17 protein-coding genes are annotated in these 19,883 nt (G+C 35.3%); all 17 read right to left on the bottom strand.

Annotated features, from left to right (window positions below; all coding sequences use genetic code 11):
• Position 1: 1 nt before the first annotated feature.
• Positions 2 to 1,411 (bottom strand): radical SAM protein, encoded by a 1,410-nt coding sequence (locus PHO70_00390; GenBank protein MDD5431436.1) that lies wholly within the window; start codon positions 1,409 to 1,411, stop codon positions 2 to 4.
• Positions 1,395 to 2,315, bottom strand: coding sequence for a glycosyltransferase family 2 protein (locus tag PHO70_00385; GenBank protein MDD5431435.1), 921 nt, complete (start codon positions 2,313 to 2,315; stop codon positions 1,395 to 1,397). Before PHO70_00385 ends, PHO70_00390 begins: the two co-directional genes overlap by 17 nt.
• 9 nt (positions 2,316 to 2,324) lie before the next feature.
• Positions 2,325 to 3,761, bottom strand: a complete 1,437-nt coding sequence (locus PHO70_00380) for a radical SAM protein (GenBank protein MDD5431434.1) — start codon at positions 3,759 to 3,761, stop codon at positions 2,325 to 2,327.
• Entirely contained in the window at positions 3,758 to 5,662 is a 1,905-nt protein-coding gene (gene asnB / locus PHO70_00375) for an asparagine synthase (glutamine-hydrolyzing) (GenBank protein ID MDD5431433.1), read from the bottom strand. Before asnB ends, PHO70_00380 begins: the two co-directional genes overlap by 4 nt.
• A 15-nt stretch (positions 5,663 to 5,677) precedes the next feature.
• Entirely contained in the window at positions 5,678 to 7,441 is a 1,764-nt protein-coding gene (locus PHO70_00370) for a hypothetical protein (protein MDD5431432.1), read from the bottom strand.
• 34 nt (positions 7,442 to 7,475) lie between these two features.
• Entirely contained in the window at positions 7,476 to 7,604 is a 129-nt protein-coding gene (locus PHO70_00365; protein MDD5431431.1) for a hypothetical protein, read from the bottom strand.
• Between the two features lies 1 nt (position 7,605).
• Positions 7,606 to 8,790: an MBOAT family protein gene (locus PHO70_00360; protein MDD5431430.1), complete on the bottom strand. Its 1,185-nt coding sequence runs from the start codon at positions 8,788 to 8,790 to the stop codon at positions 7,606 to 7,608.
• Positions 8,780 to 9,820, bottom strand: coding sequence for a hypothetical protein (locus PHO70_00355; protein ID MDD5431429.1), 1,041 nt, complete (start codon positions 9,818 to 9,820; stop codon positions 8,780 to 8,782). Before PHO70_00355 ends, PHO70_00360 begins: the two co-directional genes overlap by 11 nt.
• 41 nt (positions 9,821 to 9,861) lie before the next feature.
• The gene (gene rfbB / locus PHO70_00350) at positions 9,862 to 10,824 is read right to left on the bottom strand and encodes a dTDP-glucose 4,6-dehydratase (protein MDD5431428.1); all 963 of its coding nucleotides are present in this window, start codon (positions 10,822 to 10,824) and stop codon (positions 9,862 to 9,864) included.
• Positions 10,797 to 11,618 (bottom strand): sugar nucleotide-binding protein, encoded by an 822-nt coding sequence (locus PHO70_00345; protein MDD5431427.1) that lies wholly within the window; start codon positions 11,616 to 11,618, stop codon positions 10,797 to 10,799. The genes rfbB and PHO70_00345 overlap by 28 nt, the downstream gene beginning before the upstream one ends.
• Positions 11,608 to 12,477, bottom strand: a complete 870-nt coding sequence (rfbA, locus tag PHO70_00340) for a glucose-1-phosphate thymidylyltransferase RfbA (protein MDD5431426.1) — start codon at positions 12,475 to 12,477, stop codon at positions 11,608 to 11,610. The genes PHO70_00345 and rfbA overlap by 11 nt, the downstream gene beginning before the upstream one ends.
• A gap of 228 nt (positions 12,478 to 12,705) precedes the next feature.
• A complete protein-coding gene (gene gap, locus PHO70_00335; protein MDD5431425.1) occupies positions 12,706 to 13,758 on the bottom strand; it encodes a type I glyceraldehyde-3-phosphate dehydrogenase in 1,053 nt (350 codons plus the stop codon).
• A 125-nt stretch (positions 13,759 to 13,883) separates the two neighbouring features.
• A complete protein-coding gene (galT, locus tag PHO70_00330; GenBank protein MDD5431424.1) occupies positions 13,884 to 14,879 on the bottom strand; it encodes a galactose-1-phosphate uridylyltransferase in 996 nt (331 codons plus the stop codon).
• 1 nt (position 14,880) lies between these two features.
• Positions 14,881 to 15,906, bottom strand: coding sequence for a galactose-1-phosphate uridylyltransferase (gene galT / locus PHO70_00325; protein ID MDD5431423.1), 1,026 nt, complete (start codon positions 15,904 to 15,906; stop codon positions 14,881 to 14,883).
• Positions 15,907 to 15,971: 65 nt separating this feature from the next.
• Positions 15,972 to 16,901 carry a methionyl-tRNA formyltransferase gene (fmt, locus tag PHO70_00320; protein ID MDD5431422.1) on the bottom strand — a complete coding sequence of 310 codons (930 nt, stop codon included), beginning with the start codon at positions 16,899 to 16,901 and terminating at the stop codon, positions 15,972 to 15,974.
• Positions 16,902 to 16,931: 30 nt separating this feature from the next.
• Positions 16,932 to 18,776 carry a primosomal protein N' gene (priA, locus tag PHO70_00315; protein ID MDD5431421.1) on the bottom strand — a complete coding sequence of 615 codons (1,845 nt, stop codon included), beginning with the start codon at positions 18,774 to 18,776 and terminating at the stop codon, positions 16,932 to 16,934.
• The gene (locus tag PHO70_00310; protein MDD5431420.1) at positions 18,739 to 19,863 is read right to left on the bottom strand and encodes a glycosyltransferase; all 1,125 of its coding nucleotides are present in this window, start codon (positions 19,861 to 19,863) and stop codon (positions 18,739 to 18,741) included. The genes priA and PHO70_00310 overlap by 38 nt, the downstream gene beginning before the upstream one ends.
• Between the last annotated feature and the right edge of the window lie 20 nt (positions 19,864 to 19,883).

The raw sequence follows: 19,883 nt of genomic DNA, 5'->3' as shown, positions 1-19,883 counted from the left end.
CTCATGATAAGTTTATTTTCAAAAACGTTTTAATATCTTCAAAAATTAATCCCGTCAATATACTTTTTGGCAGTCTTCTCATAATATAGGAGAAATTAAAATAAAAATTCCTGTGTGACTTACTGTAAAAATCATCCAAGACTTTCCAAGGAACAGTAGGATGTTCATACAAACTGCTCGGCTTACTTGAAAAAGTATACTTAGACCAATCTTTAGTTTTAATAAGCTTCATCCGATCCCATTCTTCAAATAATTCAGTCCCTGGCAAAGGAACCGTTATAGCAAATTTTGCATAATCCAAATACAGGGATTGAGAAAATTTAAGAGTCTCTTTTAAAGTATCTTCGGTTTCTCCCGGTAACCCCAGCATAAAATAACCTTCGGTTTCAAGGCCGGCCTTTCGTGCCATAGAAACTGCATTCTTAATTTGAGCTAAGGTAATTTTTTTATTGCATTTATCCAAGATGGCTTGATTCCCTGATTCAATACCAAAGGCAACCCTCCAACAACCAGATCTCTTTAACAAATAGAATAGTTCCTGATCAACTGTATCCACTCGAATCCCGCCTCGCGGCATCCAACTTAAATCAAGCTCGCTTCTAATTAATGATTCGCAGATTGCTTTTGCTCTAGGAAGATTAGCTGTAAAGAGATCGTCTACCAGATGTATTTCTTTATAACCAAGAGACAAAATATATTTCATCTCTTCAAGAACGCGTTTCTCGCTTTTGAAACGTATTTTAGGGCCAAAAACGCTTTTATTGCAAAATATACACCTTCCAAAACATCCACGGCTAGACTCCATACTTGCTACTGGATTACGTCTGGAAACAAGCCTTGGGTGGACATAAGACTTAGAATCTAAAACCTCCATATAAGGCATAGGTAGATCATCTAGATTATCAATGTTAGAAGAAGGATTTGCATTAAAAACACCATTATTTAAATAAGCTATACCGGGAATGCTATTTAAATGTTCGCCATCTACTACCATCTTAAAAGAAAAATCACCTTCTCCTATTACTGCAATATCAACGCAGCTAGAACGTAATACTTCTTCCGCCGCAACAGAAACATGAGGCCCTCCTGCAACTATAGTACTTTTAGGCAAAATGTTTTTTGCAATCCTGCTATACTCCTCGACTTTTTTAAAAATTGGCGTCGTAACATTGAAACCAATAATATCCCAAGGAGATTCTTTAAGGATAGCCTCAAAATTAGCCCGTGGGGAAACAGTAGCATTTAAATCAGCAACCTTAACAAAATAACTCTCATTTCTCAACAATCCGGAAATAACCGGATAGCTTAATACCATGTAAGCCGGATTCACTCCTGCTCTGATAAAAGAGTTTCCGTAAATATCTTCATACGTTGGAGGAACGACTAAAAGAACATTAATTTTTTTTGGCATAATCTAATTTATTCTTTTGTGAAGTAACGAACAACCATGCCCATAAACCGAAAAATAAAACACTAATAGAAAAAAAGATATTCAAGAATCCCAGTAACACCAAAAAATGATTTTGATTAAAGAAATAGCTGACGATAAATAAAAAACCTATGCTGCCAAATAATACAGTAATAGGGAAAACAACTTTAAAAGGATCAAAATACACTGATACTTGCAACATAAGCTGAATCGCTCCGATAGAATCACGAATATGCCGGATCTTGGTTTTTCCTTTTCTCTTATAGTACTCAACAGGAATATACTTAATAGCCAAATTGCTATAATGAGATGCCAAAGTAAGAGAAGTAGTAAAAGAGAATTTATTACCAATAAGATTGATGAATTCCATAATCTTGCTCTTTCTGAACGCTCTTAAGCCAGAATTTCCGTCTGGAACCTTTACTCCGGTGATATAATGAATCATTGCCAAAAACAATTTTCTACTAGGGTTCTTGAAGATTGAACCCCAATAGTGTTCTCCCTGTCGCGCCCCTACAACCATATCATAATCTTTCATATTAAAGATTAACTCAGGGATGCTTTCAATAGGATAACTACCGTCAGCATCAATAATGCATATAATATCAGACTCGGCAATCAAGATGCCGCGCTTAAGCGAATAACCATAGCCCAAGTTAACAGTATTTCTTAAAATCTTAAAATTTGGCACAGTGGCAAACTCTTTAATAATTTCCGATGTTTTATCGGTAGAGCCATCATTGACTAAAATAATCTCACATTTTAAAGAATGTTTACTTCTTAAATCAATTAATGAATTAACTGTTGCAGAAACGCCTTCTTCTTCATTATACAAAGGAACAATAATTGAAAAATCCACATTAGAAATTACTTTATCGGGAGTCATCTTATTCTCCTAATTTTTTTGCCCTTTATTAACTGGCAAAATAAAACTTTTAATAAAAGCAATACTATTTATTATCCCAGCTTTAACGCCTGCTCTAAAAAAATTATAAAGCAATCTCCGCGGAGCAAAATAAAACTCTCGCCACGCCCTTCTCTGAAAATTAATAAGATATTTTGGATCTAAATCATTAACCTTCATAACAACATTTCCATGCCGCCTTAATTCAGCATATTCTTCAGTAAGAAGGGAAACACCCATTTCTCCGTTTAAAGCTTGCCTACGCATTTCAGTACCAGGATAAGGCATTGCGATATTAAAATATGCTTGATCCAGGCCTTTTATACTTTTAACAAAATCCAGAGTCTGCCTTACCGTCTTTCTTGTTTCACCCGGTAAACCAAAAATCACTGATCCTCTGGTTTCCAACCCTACGTCTTTTGCCCATTCGTAAACTTGCCGGATTTGTTTTAGGGTAGTTCCTTTTCTGAGTGACTTTAGAACCTCTTCATTACCGCTTTCTATGCCAAATGATAGCCTAACAAGCCCGGCGTCTTTCATCGCTTTCAAAATATCCTTATCAACCGTAGTTGCATGAGTCCACCCTTCCCATGTTATGCGTAACTTTCTATTCTTAATACTATCGCAAATACGATACACCCTATCCTTATCCATAGTAAGAGTATCATCAACAAAGATAAAATGATCAATTAAATTTTCACGGTAAAAACCCTCTATTTCATCAACTGAGTTCTCTGGTGAACGTAAACGAACTTTTCCACCAAACATTTTTTCCTGAGAACAAAATGTACACCTGAACGGGCAACCCCTAGAGGTTAAAATTGTTGTAAACCTACATATGCCTTTCTTTGGAACACTCCACAGATAATTATCTTTATTAAGAATACTGCGGTCGGGGAATAAAATTGTATCGATATTATCTAACCTGGCCCCGTTTTGATTTTCCCTAATACTGCCGTCTTTTTTCCAGATTAAACCAGGGATTGTAGGCCATGCCCTTGAGTCGTATAGCGAATTAACCAAATTAACTATAGAAAACTCGGATTCTCCGCAAATACCAAAATCAAAATCTATATCCTCAAAAGCCTGTATTCTTACATTGGTAATATGAGGGCCACCAAGAATAATTGGAAGCCTATTAAAATTCTTACGAATTTCCTCAGAAATTTTTTTGATAGTTTTCCACTCTGGAGATACACACCTAATACCGACAGCATCCGGCTTAAACTTCGATATCTCACTTATAATATCCTTTAAAATATAACTCTGCGCCTCGCAATCCATAAGGCTAACTTCATGGCCTGCGGATTTCAAATAAGAAGATAAGTAGCATAAACCTAGTGGCGGATACAACACACCGACCTTTGCAGCAGCCTCGTATCTTCCGTAAAGATTACCCCAAGGAGGATCAATTAGTAATATTTTCACGCATTATTCTCCAGATAAGAACCAGAATTTAAAATATGAGTATTATACCAAAGCTGCATCGTCAAAACAGCCCAAAGTTGCTTCCAATTATTCTTCTTTTGTTTTAAGTGTTCATGCAACAATGAGGCAACAAACCTGTAATTAAATAAACCGGATCTTTTTATATTTGTTTCACTTAAAATTTCAATAAAGAAATCCTTAACATTTTTTTGATGCAACCAATAACCCAAAGGAATAGAAAACCCCTGTTTTTTCCTATCAAAATATCCTTCAGGCATTCTATTACGGTAAAGATTTCTTAAGATCTTCTTGGGGCTTCCCTTGAAAACCTTATATCTTATAGGAAGCCTGCTAACATAGTCTATAAGTTCAGTATCAAGAAATGGGCCCCGCACCTCAAGAGAATTAGCCATGCTCATTAAATCTACTTTTACCAAGAGATAATCCTGAAGAAAATAACTTGCATCTTGAAATAACATCCGGCTTAGCGCGTTTCCATTATTACTATCAAGCCTACCAAGGAGCTGTTCGATTCTGTTTTTTTCTGAACTGCTATCAAGGTTTTCTGATAGCAGCGCATTTGCTTGTGTTGGAGAAAAAGCTCCCAACCAAATATAATTTCTAATTTGAGGCGGAAACTCCAGCCCTTTTAAAAAACCTTGCAATTTATATTTCCAACTCAAATATTCAAAATTCTCAGGTAGATAATTTAAGCCTTTGGATAAAAATTTAGAAAACGTAGAAACCGGAAGTTTTGAAAAAATTTCGATTAATTTCCAATTTTGATGAGTAATATACCCGCTAAAGAATTCATCCCCACCATCGCCACCCAAAGCCACAGTAACAAACTTCCTCGTCATTTTCGCCAAATAATAAGTCGGAATAATTGACACATCCGCAATTGGCTCATCCAAAAACCTAACAATCTCTCCCATTAAAGTCCCAAATTGATGTTGCTTTAACACAAAAGGATGATATTCGGCCTTGAAATGTTCGGCGATATATTTAGCATAAGGCAACTCGTTAAAAGATTCCTCCTCGTATCCTATCGAAAAAACCTTGGTCGGCTGAGGTAAATATTTTAGAGCTGTTGCTAATATCACACTTGAATCTACTCCTCCGCTTAAAAATATTCCCAAAGGAACATCGGAAATTAGCCTACGCTTAACTCCTTTGTCAATTAAATCTTGCACCTTCTCGTACACTTCAGACTCTCTAATTGAATCTCTCTCTACAGGTTCAACTTGTAGTTTCCAGTATTGTCGCAAACTAATATTCTGATTTTTAAATACCATGCTCCAGCCACCCGGTAATTTTGAAATCCCATTAACCATATCGTATGGATGAGGAGAATATCCAGTTACCAAATAATACGATAAAGCTGTTCTGTTTATTTCCGGTTTCGGATGTATACATAGTAACGAAGAAACCTGAGATGCAAAAGCGAATCTTTTACCATCAAAATAATAATGCAAAGGCTTCACACCAAGCCTATCCCTTGCTAAAAAAAGAGACCTTTTTCTTGAATCCCAAATAGCAAAAGCAAACATTCCCTGAAGTTTCTCTGGTATAGACTCACCCCACTCCTCGTAACCATGAATTATTACTTCGCTATCTGCATGAGAAACAAAATTATGCCCCCTACCCATTAACTCGTTTCTTAACTCAATAAAATTATAAATTTCCCCGTTAAAAACCAATAAAACAGAGCCATCTTCGTTTCGCATAGGTTGATCGCCATTTCTAGACAAATCAATGATTTTAAGCCGACGATGCCCTAAGCGTACGATGTTATCTTCAAAATACCCTTCTCCATCAGGCCCACGATGCGTTAACCTAGAATTCATCAGCCTAATTTCTTTAGAAGTTGACTCTCCAATTATTCCGCAAATTCCGCACATAATAAAAAAATTAAATCAGTTTATCCTTTTAAATAAGTATGCTTCGCTTCTTTCTGCAGGTATTGTTTTTGATAAAGCAAATATTTTATTCTGCTCTTCAGAATCAGGCAGCCAAAAATCAAACTCATCAAGATTCATAACGAAGAAATATTTCGCTTCCGGATAAAACACTTTTCCCATAAATTTAGACTCAACGCCATAACCACCCTTTCTTACAAAATCTACCACTTGATTCCTTTGGTGCTTATACAATGGCCTGATATAAATATTATTGAATTTACCGTTTTTTACCAATTCAAGGCTTAAAGGTAACGCTGTTTCAAAGCTAGAGAGCACCGTAAACTTTTCTTCTGAGTTATTATCCTTTACGATTGCATCCATAACCTTTCCAGGAGATGCATAGCGTGAATATAATGAACCAAACTGTCCAAATGTAAATAGCCAAAAACACTGTAAAATTCCTAATGAAATTGCAAAGAAAAGAACCGTTAATTTTAACTTCTGCCAAATAAATCTATCTACAAACCTAAATAAACCATAAGCGCAAAGAATTGCAATAAGCGGCAAAACAGTCATTGGATAAAACGGAACGGTTCCTAGGATAGAATAAAGCAAGAAATACAAAAAAATACTTAACATAAGAAGGGCAGTCTTATAATTTAAACGGCTAGCAGAAAAAATAAAGAAAAATAAAAAACAGGGAATTAAAATTAATTCATAAAAGAAACAGGTAATTATAAAAAAGGATTTTTGGTAAAAAGAAAGGCTAAACCTATTGTCAGCCAAAACAAGAGCTTCGTAATTATTAGGATTATTCTTCTTTTCTTCCAACCATCTTTTCTGGCTAAATCTATAATTATAATATTGATCCTCAAAATTAAAATACTTTGAAGCTGTAAAAATTCCAGGATAAGCACGTTTATCTTTTACCCAATTCTTATAACTTTCTGCTTTAGTAAATAAGGTTCCTACCTTCTTAGAGGTCAAAGGAATTTGAAGAGCAATATAAAAAAACAAAACTAAGCTCAAAGTGAGCATCACTAGCGCTAACTTCTTATTGCGCCTCCAAATATTAACAATAAAACCAGAACTCTCTTTTCCGCGAACACCCAAAAAAATTCCTATTGACAGGGGCAGTATCATCATAAAAAAAGATTCAATTCTAAATAGGCAACCTAAAACGAAATAAATAATGGCTAATAATACATATTTTCCTATTTTGCTTTCAATAAAAAGGAACAAATAATAAAGCATGGCGACAACAAAGAATGACTCACCAATAATTCTTTCTAGGGATATCGACATTTGCATGATAAAAGGATGCAACAATACAAAAGCCGAAGCTAATGTTGCAATTATATAGTTATTAAATAAAAGCAATGTTAATCGAAATAGATAGAAAATCAAAAGTGCTAAAAAAATAAGATTTATGTAACCCACAGAAATATAAGATGCGCTTTTTGTGAATATAAAATAAATAAAGAGGAAAAATGTTTGAAGTGGAGGCCAGATAAAAAATGCTTCCAAACCAACCTGATAATGACTATGATAAAAAGAAAGAATACTCTTGATATCTTCAACCGAAGATATCCTACCCTTCAAAAGATCCGTAAAAATGTCCCTGATCATCATGGCAAACAATGATCTCGATAAACCATCTCCATCAAACAACTGAGTTTTCTTTATAGCTAAATAAAAAATAAACCATAGGTATACAGCTATAAATATTGCAATTAAGAAAATATAGCTTTTATTAAGATTTTTTAATTTAAAATTCATTTTATTTAATAAAAAGTTAGATACTTCGTAATACTCAAAAATCAATATAAATAAACTTAGTCTGCCCAGCCGAAAATAAAACTATAAGCACAATAAGGGCTGCCCATAGCAAAGCGATTCCCACATCAACAACTAATTCTTTCCCTTTGACACTAAAAGACATTTCAAGCACCTTTAATTAAAAAAATAGCTTTGTAAACAGCGGCTGCTCTATCAAAATCACAAACAAATAAAACCCAGCCAAGGCTGACTAAAATAAAAGTAATAAGGATAGAAACTGCCTTCACGGGAAGAGAATTATACCAAGCTCTCTGCATTAAAGAATATTTTTCAACGATAAAATATCTGTAAAGTCTATAAAGTACTAGAAGTATGCCATTATAAAGTCCCCAGGCCACAAAATGCCACTGAGCGCCATGCCAAAGCCCGGAAATCATCATTACAAAACATGTATTTAACAAAATAAAAAGTAGTATAACCTTACTTCCACCCAAAGGTATAAAAATATAGTCAACCAACCACTTGTATAGAGATATATGCCAATTTTTCCAGAACAATCCTATATTAGTTTTCAGGTAAGGCGAGTTAAAGTTTTCTGGGACATTAATACCGAATAACTTTGCACTGCCTATTGCAATATCGGAATATCCGGAAAAATCATAATATATCTTAAATGAATACGCAATTATTCCTATCCACAGTTCCTTGGGGTAATGCACCCAATGAGAAGAAAAATCTGCCGCAGTTAATCTATCAGCAATAAGAGAGAAATTATCTGCCAATATTATCTTCTTAGCCAAACCCTTAGTTATTCTTGCCAAACCAATATACATATTCTCAAAAGAAAAACTGGAGGAAAATTGATGGTTAAATTGTTGGTATCTTTTAATCGGCCCAGATACCATCGTAGGGAAAAACATAATAAATGCTGCGTAGTCTTTCGGATTTAAGTTTTCAATCCGTCCTTTCTTTCTATCAACTATGCAATGCACAAACTCAAACGTAAAAAAAGATATACCTAATGGAATTATATAGTTAGCAGGATTATTTATTGCTTTTGACAGGCCAAATGCCGCGAAAAACATACTTTTGTACTTAAAGTAAAAAAGCAGGGAAAGCGGAATTAATAAAATAAGAAAGAAATAAAACTTGTTTCTTGTATCTTTTATAAAGATATACACAAGAAAAGACTCAATAATGAACAAGAAAACCGGATTACCTCCATATACATAATAGAAAATAAGGCCAAATAGAGTTAAAACTAACCATCTATAACCATTTGGCACTATATAATAAAAAAGTAGAGTAAGAAATAAGATAAAATAGTAGGTAAATTCGTTAAATATCATTGTTCTTTTTGATAGCTAAATACATCATGTTCGCAACAGCACAAGATCCCTTAGTGGTAAGATGGGTTTTATCAAAAGTAAAACTCTCCGTACTTTCAAGATTCATAAAAACCAAACTTGGACCAAATAATCTATTATATTCACTAAGTTCCTTCTTATTATATGGGGCATAATGATCTAGCCCAAAAAAGAATATTTTCTTCCTTTTCAGACTTGCCAACTTAAAAAACTTTTTATAAAGAGCTGCTTCTGTTTCATTTAAATTAATACTACCGGAGTCCGCTTTGGTTAGCTTGTAATCTTTTAGTTCTGGGATGTGCCTATTTACTATCAAATCTTCACAAGAGTCTGAATCAAAAGGCAAAAGTCCGCTTGATTTCTTAGCAGAAAGAAACGAGAATAAATCTGCTTTATGTAAATACAGATAATTCTTAGTTGAGGTTTGAAAAAGCCCGTTTTGTATACGATGCGAGTATTTAGAAAGTTTCCATATTTTGCCTACATAATAAGATAGCCTTTTATTAATAATGCTCTCTTTATTATTTATCTTAAAAAAAGCGGCGTCCTCATCGTCTATATCCAAATGCTGATACAAGCCTTGAATCGGTACTTTTCCAGAAGGAGAATGAAGCACAATTACCAAATCTACTGAATCAATCAAATTCTTGAGAATTATGTAGGCGTTTTCCTCACCTAAGCCATTAATTCCAAGATTAAAACATTTATAATTGGAACCTGCTATATTCTCAAATTTTGCGGCAATGGTATCATTAGCTCCTAGCTGATAACCAAACATAACAGAATTACCAAAAAAAACTATTCGACTCTTCTTACCAATCTTATTTTCTTTTAAATAATCAACTAACGGAGCTATGCCAAAAAAATCGTTATTTTCAAACCTAAACATTGTTCCTGAAGTCTCATAACGATTCTCTATTTTTTTAACAAAAGTCAGTACGTAGATATCAATAACAGCGAGGATTAAAATAGTAAAGATTATCCTTCTTAAGCATCTTCTTTCTTTAATCATGGAGTAACCAAAGAGTTAAAAAAATAATCTTACCGAAGTAATTAGGCCTTTCCCCGCAGCCAATTCTCATTTTCTGTATTCCATTTAACCGTATTTCTAAGGCCTAAAACAAAATTAGTTTTGGGTTGCCAGCCTAATCTTCGTATTCTTGAAGAGTCCAACGAATAGCGCCAGTCATGCCCAGGCCGATCTTTAACAAATTCCAACATGGTAACAGGCTTCCCCAAAATCCTTAAAATCTGTTTTACAGTATTAATATTCTTTTCTCGATGCCCACTGCCTAAATTATAAATTCCTTCTGCTTTAGAATTATTTAGTAAAAAAATAATCCCTTCAGCGCAATCAGAAACATACAACCATTCTCTCACGTTTAGACCATTTGCATAAACAGGGATCTTTTTATTATTAATAACCTTACTTATTGCTACCGGAATTAACTTCTCAGGATACTGCCAAGGCCCATAATTATTGCTTGGCCTTATGATAATTGCTGGGAAATCATATGTACGTACATAAGAACGTATCAACAAATCAGCTGCAGCTTTTGATGCAGCATATGGGCTATTCGGCTTAATCGGCGACTCTTCAGTAAAACTCCCCTTTAAAATATCCCCATAGACTTCATCAGTAGAAATATGGATAAATCTGGTAATCTTATATTTTCTTGACAAATCAAGCAGGTTTTGTGTTCCAATAATATTCGTTTTTAAAAAAACGGTTGGGTCGATTATGCTTCTATCTACATGCGTTTCAGCAGCAAAATGAACAACTGCGGAAGGCTTTTCAATCTTGAAGATCTTTTCTAAATTCTTTAGGTCGCAAATATCAGTTTTATAGAATTTATACTTTCCTTTTACTTCCCTAAGGCGCTCTAAATCTCCGGCATAAGTAAGTTTGTCGCAGATAACAGGCTTAATCCCCTTCTTTACCAAAAGCCGGACAAAAGCGCTCCCAATAAACCCTGCCCCGCCCGTTACTAATATTTTACATATTCTTTTACGCACTCTTCAATAACCTCCTTAATGGGCCTAACTTTAAATCCTGACTTCTCTAGCTTAGCTGTAGATAGAATCAAATTAGTTCTTGTCATTTTAAGCTTCTTGAAATCAACTACAGTGTACTCAAAACCAGGCACATATTTTTTATAAGCATCCAAAATGTCTGAATACTTTAAACCACCTTTATTTACCACATTAAATATACCCTTCGCGTCAATTTTAATCAGATGCTTCATGGCTTTCAAAAAATCAGGAACATATGTTACAGAATTAGGGATATTAATTATAGTTTTGTATTTTATTAATTTGGTAAGGGTATTTCTTGGCCCGGGACGCGCATCAAAAGGAACTCTAATCCTGACAATCAAAATATTATATTTCTTAAACAGGCTTTCCAATGCCAAATCCGAATAAATCTTTGACCTTGAGTAAAATAAATCTAGGAAATCCGGTACGTCTCTTTCGGTTATTGGTTTCTGCTTTGAATAATCATAATGATAGATACATCCACTGCTAATATGAATAAGCTTAATATTGTTCCTCAGCGCTACCTCTGCCAGGATAATCGGCACAAACGTATTCGCTTGAAGAGTTTTTTCTTTATCATCTTCACAACCATCAACATTAAATTTTCCGGTAAAACCAATGCAGTTAATAATAATCTTAGGGCTATATTTCTTAACCTCATCCTCTGCATCACCAAAAGAATTAATCCTTCTATCTGAAATATCGCAACCCAGCGTTTCTTGCAGCCTCTGGCCAATAAAACCTTTTCCTAAAATTAAAATCTTACTTTTCATCTTGGCATATCCTTTTTAAATATTCCCCGTATTCAGTATTCATCTCTGAAGCGAGCATCAACAAATCCTTCTTATTAATATAACCCATCCTAAAAGCAACCTCCTCAATACAGCCTATTTTAAGCCCCTGTCGCTCTTCAACAGTTTTAATAAAAGTAGACGCGTCAATCAAAGCACTATGAGTTCCCGTATCAAGCCAGGCATAACCACGGCTTAAGAGCTTTACTTTAAGTTTATTCTTCTTAAGGTACACATTATTGACATCCGTAATCTCCAATTCGCCTCTTTTTGAAGGCTTTAGATTCTTTGCGACTTTAACCACATCATTGTCGTAAAAATATAGCCCACAAATTGCGTAGTTTGATTTAGGATGTTTCGGCTTTTCTTCAATAGAAATAACCTTACATTTCTTATTGAATTCAACAACGCCATATCTTTGAGGGTCTTTTACGTAATACCCAAAGACTACGGCTCCGTTTTTTAAAGCTGCAGCTTCTTTTAAAATCCCTGTCATTTCATGGCCGTAGAATATATTATCCCCCAAAACCAAGCTCACCTTATCTTTACCGATAAAATCTTCCCCAACTATAAAAGCCTGAGCTATTCCTTTTGGTTCATCTTGTATAGCATAAGATAAGCTAATCCCAAGATTTGAGCCATCTCCAAGCAAATCTTTAAACCTTAAAGTATCTTTAGGAGTAGAAATTATAAGAATATCCCTAATTCCGGCCAGCATTAAGATTGAAAGAGGGTAATAAATCATTGGCTTGTCGTATACGGGGAGCATCTGTTTACAGACGCCTTTTGTGATAGGATACAAACGTGTAGCTTTTCCGCCAGCTAGGATAATTCCTTTCATAGCTTCAACCTTTCTTTTATGTTTTTGCCCTATTTTTATAGGTAAAATAAGTCAAAGACGTGAATTAATAATTTACCATAATCTATAAGGCAAATCAAGCTATTTTTGCTTAAAATCCAGGCTTATTCCTAAGCTAAAACTTTTTCAAAATAAAGAGGTTAGAGAAAAAAAGGGACGGTATAGAATACCGCCCCTTTTAAGCTACAACTTAAACTACTTTAGGCCTAATTATAGGCCTTTTTTCACCATATATTCAGCTAAATCAACTACCCTATTAGAATAGCCCCATTCATTATCATACCAAGATAGGACTTTAACAAAATTATCCTGGATAACCTTTGTGCTTAAACCATCCACTATTGACGAAAGCAAGCAATGGTTAAAATCCACAGAAACAACTGGATCCATCGTAATTGCCAAGATGCCCTTCATCCTTCCTTCAGCAGCTTCTTTAAAAGCCGCATTAAGCTCTTCAACGGTTACTTTCTTTGATAAAGAGCAGGTTAAATCAACTACCGAAACATTAGGAGTAGGAACACGGATTGCAAACCCGTCTAATTTACCCTTTAATTCCGGAACAACTAAACCTATCGCTTTTGCCGCACCCGTCGATGTTGGAATCATTGAAACAGCGGCTGCACGCGACCTTCTTAAATCAGAATGAGCCATATCCTGCACTCTTTGATCATTGGTATACGAATGAATTGTGGTCATTAACCCCTTTTCAATTCCCCATTTATCATTCATAACCTTTGCAATAGGGCCAAGACAATTCGTCGTACAGGAAGCATTTGAAACTACGCTATGATTCTTAGGATCATATTTATCTTCATTAACACCCATAACTATAGTTATATCTTCACCTTCAGCAGGAGCTGAAATAATTACTTTCTTAGCCCCGCCTTTGGTAATATGATTTTCCGCTCCTTTTACCTCTTTGCCCTTTTTATTAACTCCATCTTTCTTAACGGTAAAAAGACCTGTTGACTCAACAACAATATCAACTCCTAAATCTTTCCATGGAAGCTCTGAAGGATCCTTCTTTGAAAGAACCTTTACGATTTTACCATCAATTGAAATTGAATCCTCCCCTACTGCTTTTACTTCCCCGGGGAACCTCCCATGCACTGAATCATACTTAAACAAATAAGCGTTACTTTTGGCGTCAGTTAAATCATTCACAGCGACTAATTCAAGGCCAGAATTCTTTTTCTCAAAAATAGCCCTTGCGACCAGACGGCCAATCCTTCCAAAACCATTGATACCTACTTTTACTGCCATTTGTTACCTCCTTGCCCTTAAAGGGTACTGGCGCAATTTGCGCACAAGCGCATGCTGGCGCAATGCCTATTTGCGCCAGGCGCCGATAAGCGCCAGGTGTTTGTTAATTGTTATTATATTCTTAACTATACGGATTTCAAATATTGCGCGGCTAATTCCGGAGGAGTTGAGACAAGATAGAATCCTGTCCCCCATTCAAATCCTGCAACGCGGGTTAATTTAGGCATTAATTCCAGATGCCAATGATAACTATCCTGCCCTCCATCGCCATTAATCGGCGAACTATGAATTATGTAATTATACGACAAATTAACAAAAACTTTCTTTAATTTCGAAATAGTATCCTTTAATATGGCGGCAAATGCCGGTATTTCTTCATGAGGCATGCGAGAAAAAGAACCATTGTGTTTCTTTGGAATTATCCAGGTTTCAAAAGGGAATCTCGAAACATACGGGCAGAAAGCGATAAAATATTTATTTTCCAATACTATCCTTTCTTTTTCCTGATTCTCTTGCCTGATAATATCACAAAACAAACACCTGTCACGAAAATCAAAGTAATTCTCCGACCCCCTTAATTCCTCCATAACATTCTTTGGCACCATAGGAAGAGCAATCAACTGGGTATGAGGATGCTCCAAAGAAGCCCCTGCAGCAGCGCCATAGTTCCTAAAAAGCATTATATATTTAAAACGCTTGTCTCTTTCCAAATCATTTATGCGCCTGCAATACATTACAATAAAATTCTCAATTTCTTCATTTAATAGATCAGGAATATCCTTGTGATGATATGGCGTCTCAACTAAAACTTCGTGAGCACCAACTCCATTAGACATATCATAAATCCCAATTCCACGTCTATCTAATTCACCTTCAATTTGCAAAGCAGGAAATTTGTTAGGGACAACTCTAACCTGCCAACCCGAAGAATTAGCTTGGGTATCTAAATGCCTGATAGAATCTATTTCCGGAGGAGTCATCGACTCATTGCCATAACAAAACGGACAAACTCCTCCCTTAGGGACATATTGTTCATGAACGTAATCTTCGGGTTTATTAGGCTGATCCGTTTCTACGATAATCCATCTTCCGATAATCGGGTCTCTTCTTAATTCAGCCATATTAAGCCTCTACCCCTCTTAAGAATTCCGCAGCATTTTCTGGAGGTAGTGGACAGATGTAAAAACCTGTCCCCCACTCAAAACCTGCTACACGGGTAAGACGGGGCATAATTTCGATGTGCCAATGGTAATCCTGATCAATTGTTTTCCAATATCCACCTTTTTGACGCCTGAATGGTGCTGTATGAATAACATAATTATAAGGTGGATCATTTAAACCTTTTTTAAGTTTTGAAAAGACTTTTTTCATTATACGCGCCAAATTTAGGCGTGAATCCATATCTAGGCTCACAAAATCACAAGAATGTTTCTTCGGTAAAATCCAAACTTCAAAAGGGAATCTTGCCGCAAAAGGAGTAACTGCAATAAATCCGTCAAGATCAAGAATAAGCCTTTCTTTTGACGCTAACTCCTGCTTAACTAAATCGCAGAAAATACATCTTTCGTGAAACTCAAAATATTGCCGCGCACCAACAAGCTCTTCTTTTACTCTCTTAGGATTAACCGGAGTTGCAATTAATTGTGACCTTGAATGCTTTACTCCGCTTCCACCAGCAACCCAACCATGATTCTTAAAAACAAGCGCGTACTTAAACCGCTTATCCTTCTCTAAATCAACAATCCTATCAATATAGCAGGTAATTACCTTAGAAATCTGCTCCTCACCTAAATCCGCCATATTATCTATATGCTTATTTGTTTCAACAATAATCTCATGGGCGCCAACGCCATTCATTAAGTCATACAAACCCTTACCTCGACGATCAAGTTCTCCTTCAATCTTCAAAAAAGGAGCAATGCTAGGGATAACCCTTAAATCCCAACCGGGAGTATTTGGAGCGCTGCGGTTAGGCCTTACGGCGTATATTTCAGGAGGTGTCTGAGATTCAACGCCTTCGCAAAAAGGGCATTTGCCTTCAACAGGGCCTTCATGCGGCTGGGTTGAAAACTGATCAGGCCTTCTTGCCCTTTCAGTTGCAATGATAACCCACCTTCCTATAACCGGATCTTTTCTTAATTCTGGCATATTTTTTGATCTTTCTATTTAAAGAATAATTTTATCAGAAGAATAACTTAAAATCAAATAGTTTCTTATTTTAACATTTCTCCGACGCAAATCTTATGGCCGGCAATAAATTCTTCCACCTTCATCCTTCTCTTGCCCTCAATCTGTAATTCTTTGATAATTAAGCTATCTTTGGAAGTAGACACACGGAGGCCTTCTTTGGAGATTTCAATTATCTTACCGGGTAAATCTAAATTCTGAATCGAGCCAACTTCAGCCCGGAATATCTTTAACAATTTAGAATTGTAATGAGTAAAAGCTCCGGGCCAAGGCAGGCAGCCGCGGATTAAATCATTAATTTGATTAGCGCTCTTACTCCAATTGATTAAGCCGTCATCTTTTTTAAGCTTAGGAGCAAAACTAACTTTATTTTCGTCTTGCTCCAATAATTCATACTTGTTATTCTCTATCGCTATAATTGCCTTGATTAAAAGCTCAGCAGAAAGCTTTGATAACTTTTCTCCCAAAATAATAGAGTCGTCTTCGTTTTTAATTAAGATCTCTTCCTGAGCGATTATTGGGCCAGCATCCATATTCTTAGTTAATTTAATAATCGTTACCCCAGTTTTAACTTCGGAGTTAATTAATGCGCGGTTAATCGGAGAAGCTCCTCGGTATTTAGGTAATAATGACGCGTGGGCATTTATCGAAAAAACACTCGGGATTTTTAAAACTTCTTCGGATAAAATCTGGCCGTACGCAACAACAACAAATAAATTAGGCTTAAACTTATTTAAGAAGCTACCGGATTCATTCGTGTTTATATCATCCGGCTGATAAACTTCTAAACCGTGTTCTATTGCCAAAGCTTTAACAGAAGTAGGCTCCAAATGCATTCCTCTACCTTTCTTTCTATCAGGCTGAGTAACGACACAAGAAACTTTATAGCCTCTTTCAAGCAAAGCTGCTAATGAACTTTGAGCAAATTGTGAGCTACCAAAAAAGATTATATTCATTACAAAATTTCACCTTTCCAAAAGGATAATTTAAACTGGATCCACGTCTATTGTAACTATTATACCTGAATGCAAAAAATCTGCTAATTGATTTTTTAAGAATTTATTTGCCTCCTTGGCATCTCCCGCAAGAATCATTATCTGCCAATAAAATTTACCTCTTAATTTCGCAGGCATGCCGGCATTAACTGAAACAATTTTAATAGCCTTTTCTTTGTTGGATTTTCTTAATTTATCAAATAAAGTAAGGCAGGCAGTTTTGGATTTTTCCTCTATCTCAGAACGAAGTTTAACCAAAATCATATGCTTATAAGGAGGATAATCCAATTCTTTTCTTAAGCTTAATTCTTGCTCATAAAATGAAATTGGGTCTTTCTTCAAAAATGCCTGTAAACAATAGTGCCCAGGAAAACTGCTCTGAATGATAATCTTATTTTCTGTAAGGCTTACTAACCCGGAAATAATAGAAAATGCTTTTTCTCCTGAACGAAAGTCCATTCGGTTTAAAGTATCGTCGATAGCTAAAACCCCAACAAGATCAAAATTTATTTTTGTAAATTTAAATATAGTGCTTGTTGCTATAAATATGTCTGCATTTTGGATATCGACATGGCTTGCATCATCTAATAACTTAATGCGAGCCTGAGGAAATATCCTTGAAAGCTCGCTTTCAATTTTTTCCGTCCCAAACCCAGCGAATTTAATATATCCGGAATTACAATTTGGACAAATTTTAGGTGGTGTAATCTTGTAATTACAATGGTGGCAGCTTAATAAATTTTCTTTAAAATGATACACCAAACTAATATTGCAACGAGGGCATTTTAAGGCAACTGCGCAATTATGGCAAAATGCATAAGTTGCAAATCCTCTTCGGTTCAAAAATAAAAGCGTTTTACCTTTAGCAAGTAAACTTGAGTAAACTGCATCTTCCAAAAACTTAGTAAGAATATTCTTTCTCTTCTTATCTTCGAATGATATTCGCCTTGTATCAATTACATGTACTTGTGGAAAATTGAGTTTTCTTGGAATAATCTGCAATTTAAGCTTATCCTTTTTACTCAAGTAATAGCTCTCCAACGAAGGAGAACTGCTGCCAAGAATTAATTTTGTTTTATCAATTTCTGTCCTCATCAAAGCTACTGTTTTTGCGTTATAATGAGGGGACTGCTCTTGCTTATAAACATAATCGTGTTCATCGTCGATAATTATAAGTCCGAGATTTGACATTGGTGCAAAAATACCTGAACGAGTCCCTATTACAAAATTAGTTTTTCCGGACTTAATTTTACTCCACTCTTCCAATTCATTAGGTTGATTCCTGTATAAAATTGTAGGTTCAATGCCCAGCTTTTCTTTAACTAATTCTTTGACTCTTAAAACTGCTTTTATATCAGGTAAAATGATTACTACCGCTTCCTTATTCTTTAAAGCTTGCTTTGAATGCTCTAAATAGACTTCCCACCTATTGAATCCTGACAAATCATGAATTAGGATAACTTCTTTTTTAGGAAGCTGGGGATGGCCTTGTGGAATTATAATATTTTGAAGCGGTTTTCCTCTTCTAAGAGAATCTGGGTAAATTGTTTCAATCGCCTGCCCCAATGAACAACCATAGTAAGAAGAAATTTCTTTAGCGAGGAGAAATGAATTTTTATCAAGGATAGGATTAAAATCTACCAAACCTGATATTTGCTTAAGCTGCTTGATAGCACTTTTATGCGTTAATCCTACAACATAACCAACAACTTTTCTGTTAGCAAAATTTACCCAAACTCTCGAGCCTACTTTTATTGCCGTATTAAGGCTATCTGGCACAATATAGTCAAACGGCCCCTCAACAGGAAGCCCTACTACTATTTTGGCGAACAACATTACGGATCTCCTCAAGAGTGCCGGGCTTTTTTAATCTCTTTATATTATCTTTCAATTTAGTAATCTTCTCCGGATGGTCTTTATAATCAATGATTAGATTTTTAATTTCTAGAATTGTTTTTGGCTCAACGCCAACAGAATACTCATTTAGAACTTTTATATTAATAGTTTCTTGCCCTGGAATAGCTGAAATAAAAATTGGGACCAATTCCATACTAATAATCTCCGAGATGCTTAACCCGCCGGGCTTAGTAATAATCACATCTGAAACCGCCATTAGTTCATACGCATTATCTACAAATCCAAGTACTTTTACATTAGGAAGCTGCCTTTTGTTTAAACTGGATAATAATTTCTTATTTGCAGCACAAACAACTATTACCTGCACAAACTCACATAAAACTTCAGCAATTTCTTTCATAGGCCCGATCCCAAAAGATCCCGTCATAAGCAAAACTGTAAATTTATTAGAATCGACACCAATATTCCTACATAAATCGCTCTTATTATATTTAACCAGGAATCTTGAATCTACGGGAATACCAATCTCTTTGATTCTGTTTTCTGGAATACCCTCAGAAACCAAACAATTCTTAGTGAAACTAGACGCAACGCCATAATAATCAGTTTTATCAGCAATCCAAAATGAATGTACTCCAAAATCAGTAATGATAGTAAAAAGCTTAGTACTAATCAATCCTTTTTCTTTTAAATCCGAAGTAATCTCTGAAGGCAAGAAATGAGTTGAAATCACAAAATCGGGGTTTTCTTTTATTAAAAGGCTGGAGAACTCTTTAGTATTTGATTTATTTAACATGAAGCAGAATGATTTAGCAAATTTACGAAATGGTTTAAAATCAGTCAACCAATAAAGAAAACCCCAGGAAAAAATAAGATATTTTACCAGAAAAGAATAACCCCATTGATAACTAAATCTAAAAAATGAATTTGTCCGCGTTAAAACATCTACTAAGCAAACATCAAGCTCAGGGCAATCCTTTAGATATTCAAAAATTGCCTCTGCTGCTTTGCGGTGCCCTGCACCAGCAGAAGCATGAGCAATAATAATTTTAGCCTTTTTTTCCATTTCGTTTAAGAAAGAGATAA

It is taken from the genome of Candidatus Omnitrophota bacterium (genome assembly GCA_028715415.1).
Classification (GTDB): Bacteria; Omnitrophota; Gorgyraeia; order Gygaellales; family Profunditerraquicolaceae; genus JAQURX01.
This window is presented reverse-complemented; position numbering and strand designations above follow the sequence as displayed.

Coding starts and splice junctions, on each gene's coding strand:
- PHO70_00390 (MDD5431436.1), bottom strand. CDS start 1,411: ATGCCAAAAAAAATTAATGTTCTTTTAGTCGTTCCTCCAACGTATGAA.
- PHO70_00385 (MDD5431435.1), bottom strand. CDS start 2,315: ATGACTCCCGATAAAGTAATTTCTAATGTGGATTTTTCAATTATTGTT.
- asnB (MDD5431433.1), bottom strand. CDS start 5,662: ATGTGCGGAATTTGCGGAATAATTGGAGAGTCAACTTCTAAAGAAATT.
- PHO70_00370 (MDD5431432.1), bottom strand. CDS start 7,441: ATGAATTTTAAATTAAAAAATCTTAATAAAAGCTATATTTTCTTAATT.
- PHO70_00365 (MDD5431431.1), bottom strand. CDS start 7,604: ATGTCTTTTAGTGTCAAAGGGAAAGAATTAGTTGTTGATGTGGGAATC.
- PHO70_00360 (MDD5431430.1), bottom strand. CDS start 8,790: ATGATATTTAACGAATTTACCTACTATTTTATCTTATTTCTTACTCTA.
- PHO70_00355 (MDD5431429.1), bottom strand. CDS start 9,820: ATGATTAAAGAAAGAAGATGCTTAAGAAGGATAATCTTTACTATTTTA.
- PHO70_00345 (MDD5431427.1), bottom strand. CDS start 11,618: ATGAAAAGTAAGATTTTAATTTTAGGAAAAGGTTTTATTGGCCAGAGG.
- rfbA (MDD5431426.1), bottom strand. CDS start 12,477: ATGAAAGGAATTATCCTAGCTGGCGGAAAAGCTACACGTTTGTATCCT.
- gap (MDD5431425.1), bottom strand. CDS start 13,758: ATGGCAGTAAAAGTAGGTATCAATGGTTTTGGAAGGATTGGCCGTCTG.
- galT (MDD5431424.1), bottom strand. CDS start 14,879: ATGGCTGAATTAAGAAGAGACCCGATTATCGGAAGATGGATTATCGTA.
- galT (MDD5431423.1), bottom strand. CDS start 15,906: ATGCCAGAATTAAGAAAAGATCCGGTTATAGGAAGGTGGGTTATCATT.
- fmt (MDD5431422.1), bottom strand. CDS start 16,901: ATGAATATAATCTTTTTTGGTAGCTCACAATTTGCTCAAAGTTCATTA.
- priA (MDD5431421.1), bottom strand. CDS start 18,776: ATGTTGTTCGCCAAAATAGTAGTAGGGCTTCCTGTTGAGGGGCCGTTT.
- PHO70_00310 (MDD5431420.1), bottom strand. CDS start 19,863: ATGGAAAAAAAGGCTAAAATTATTATTGCTCATGCTTCTGCTGGTGCA.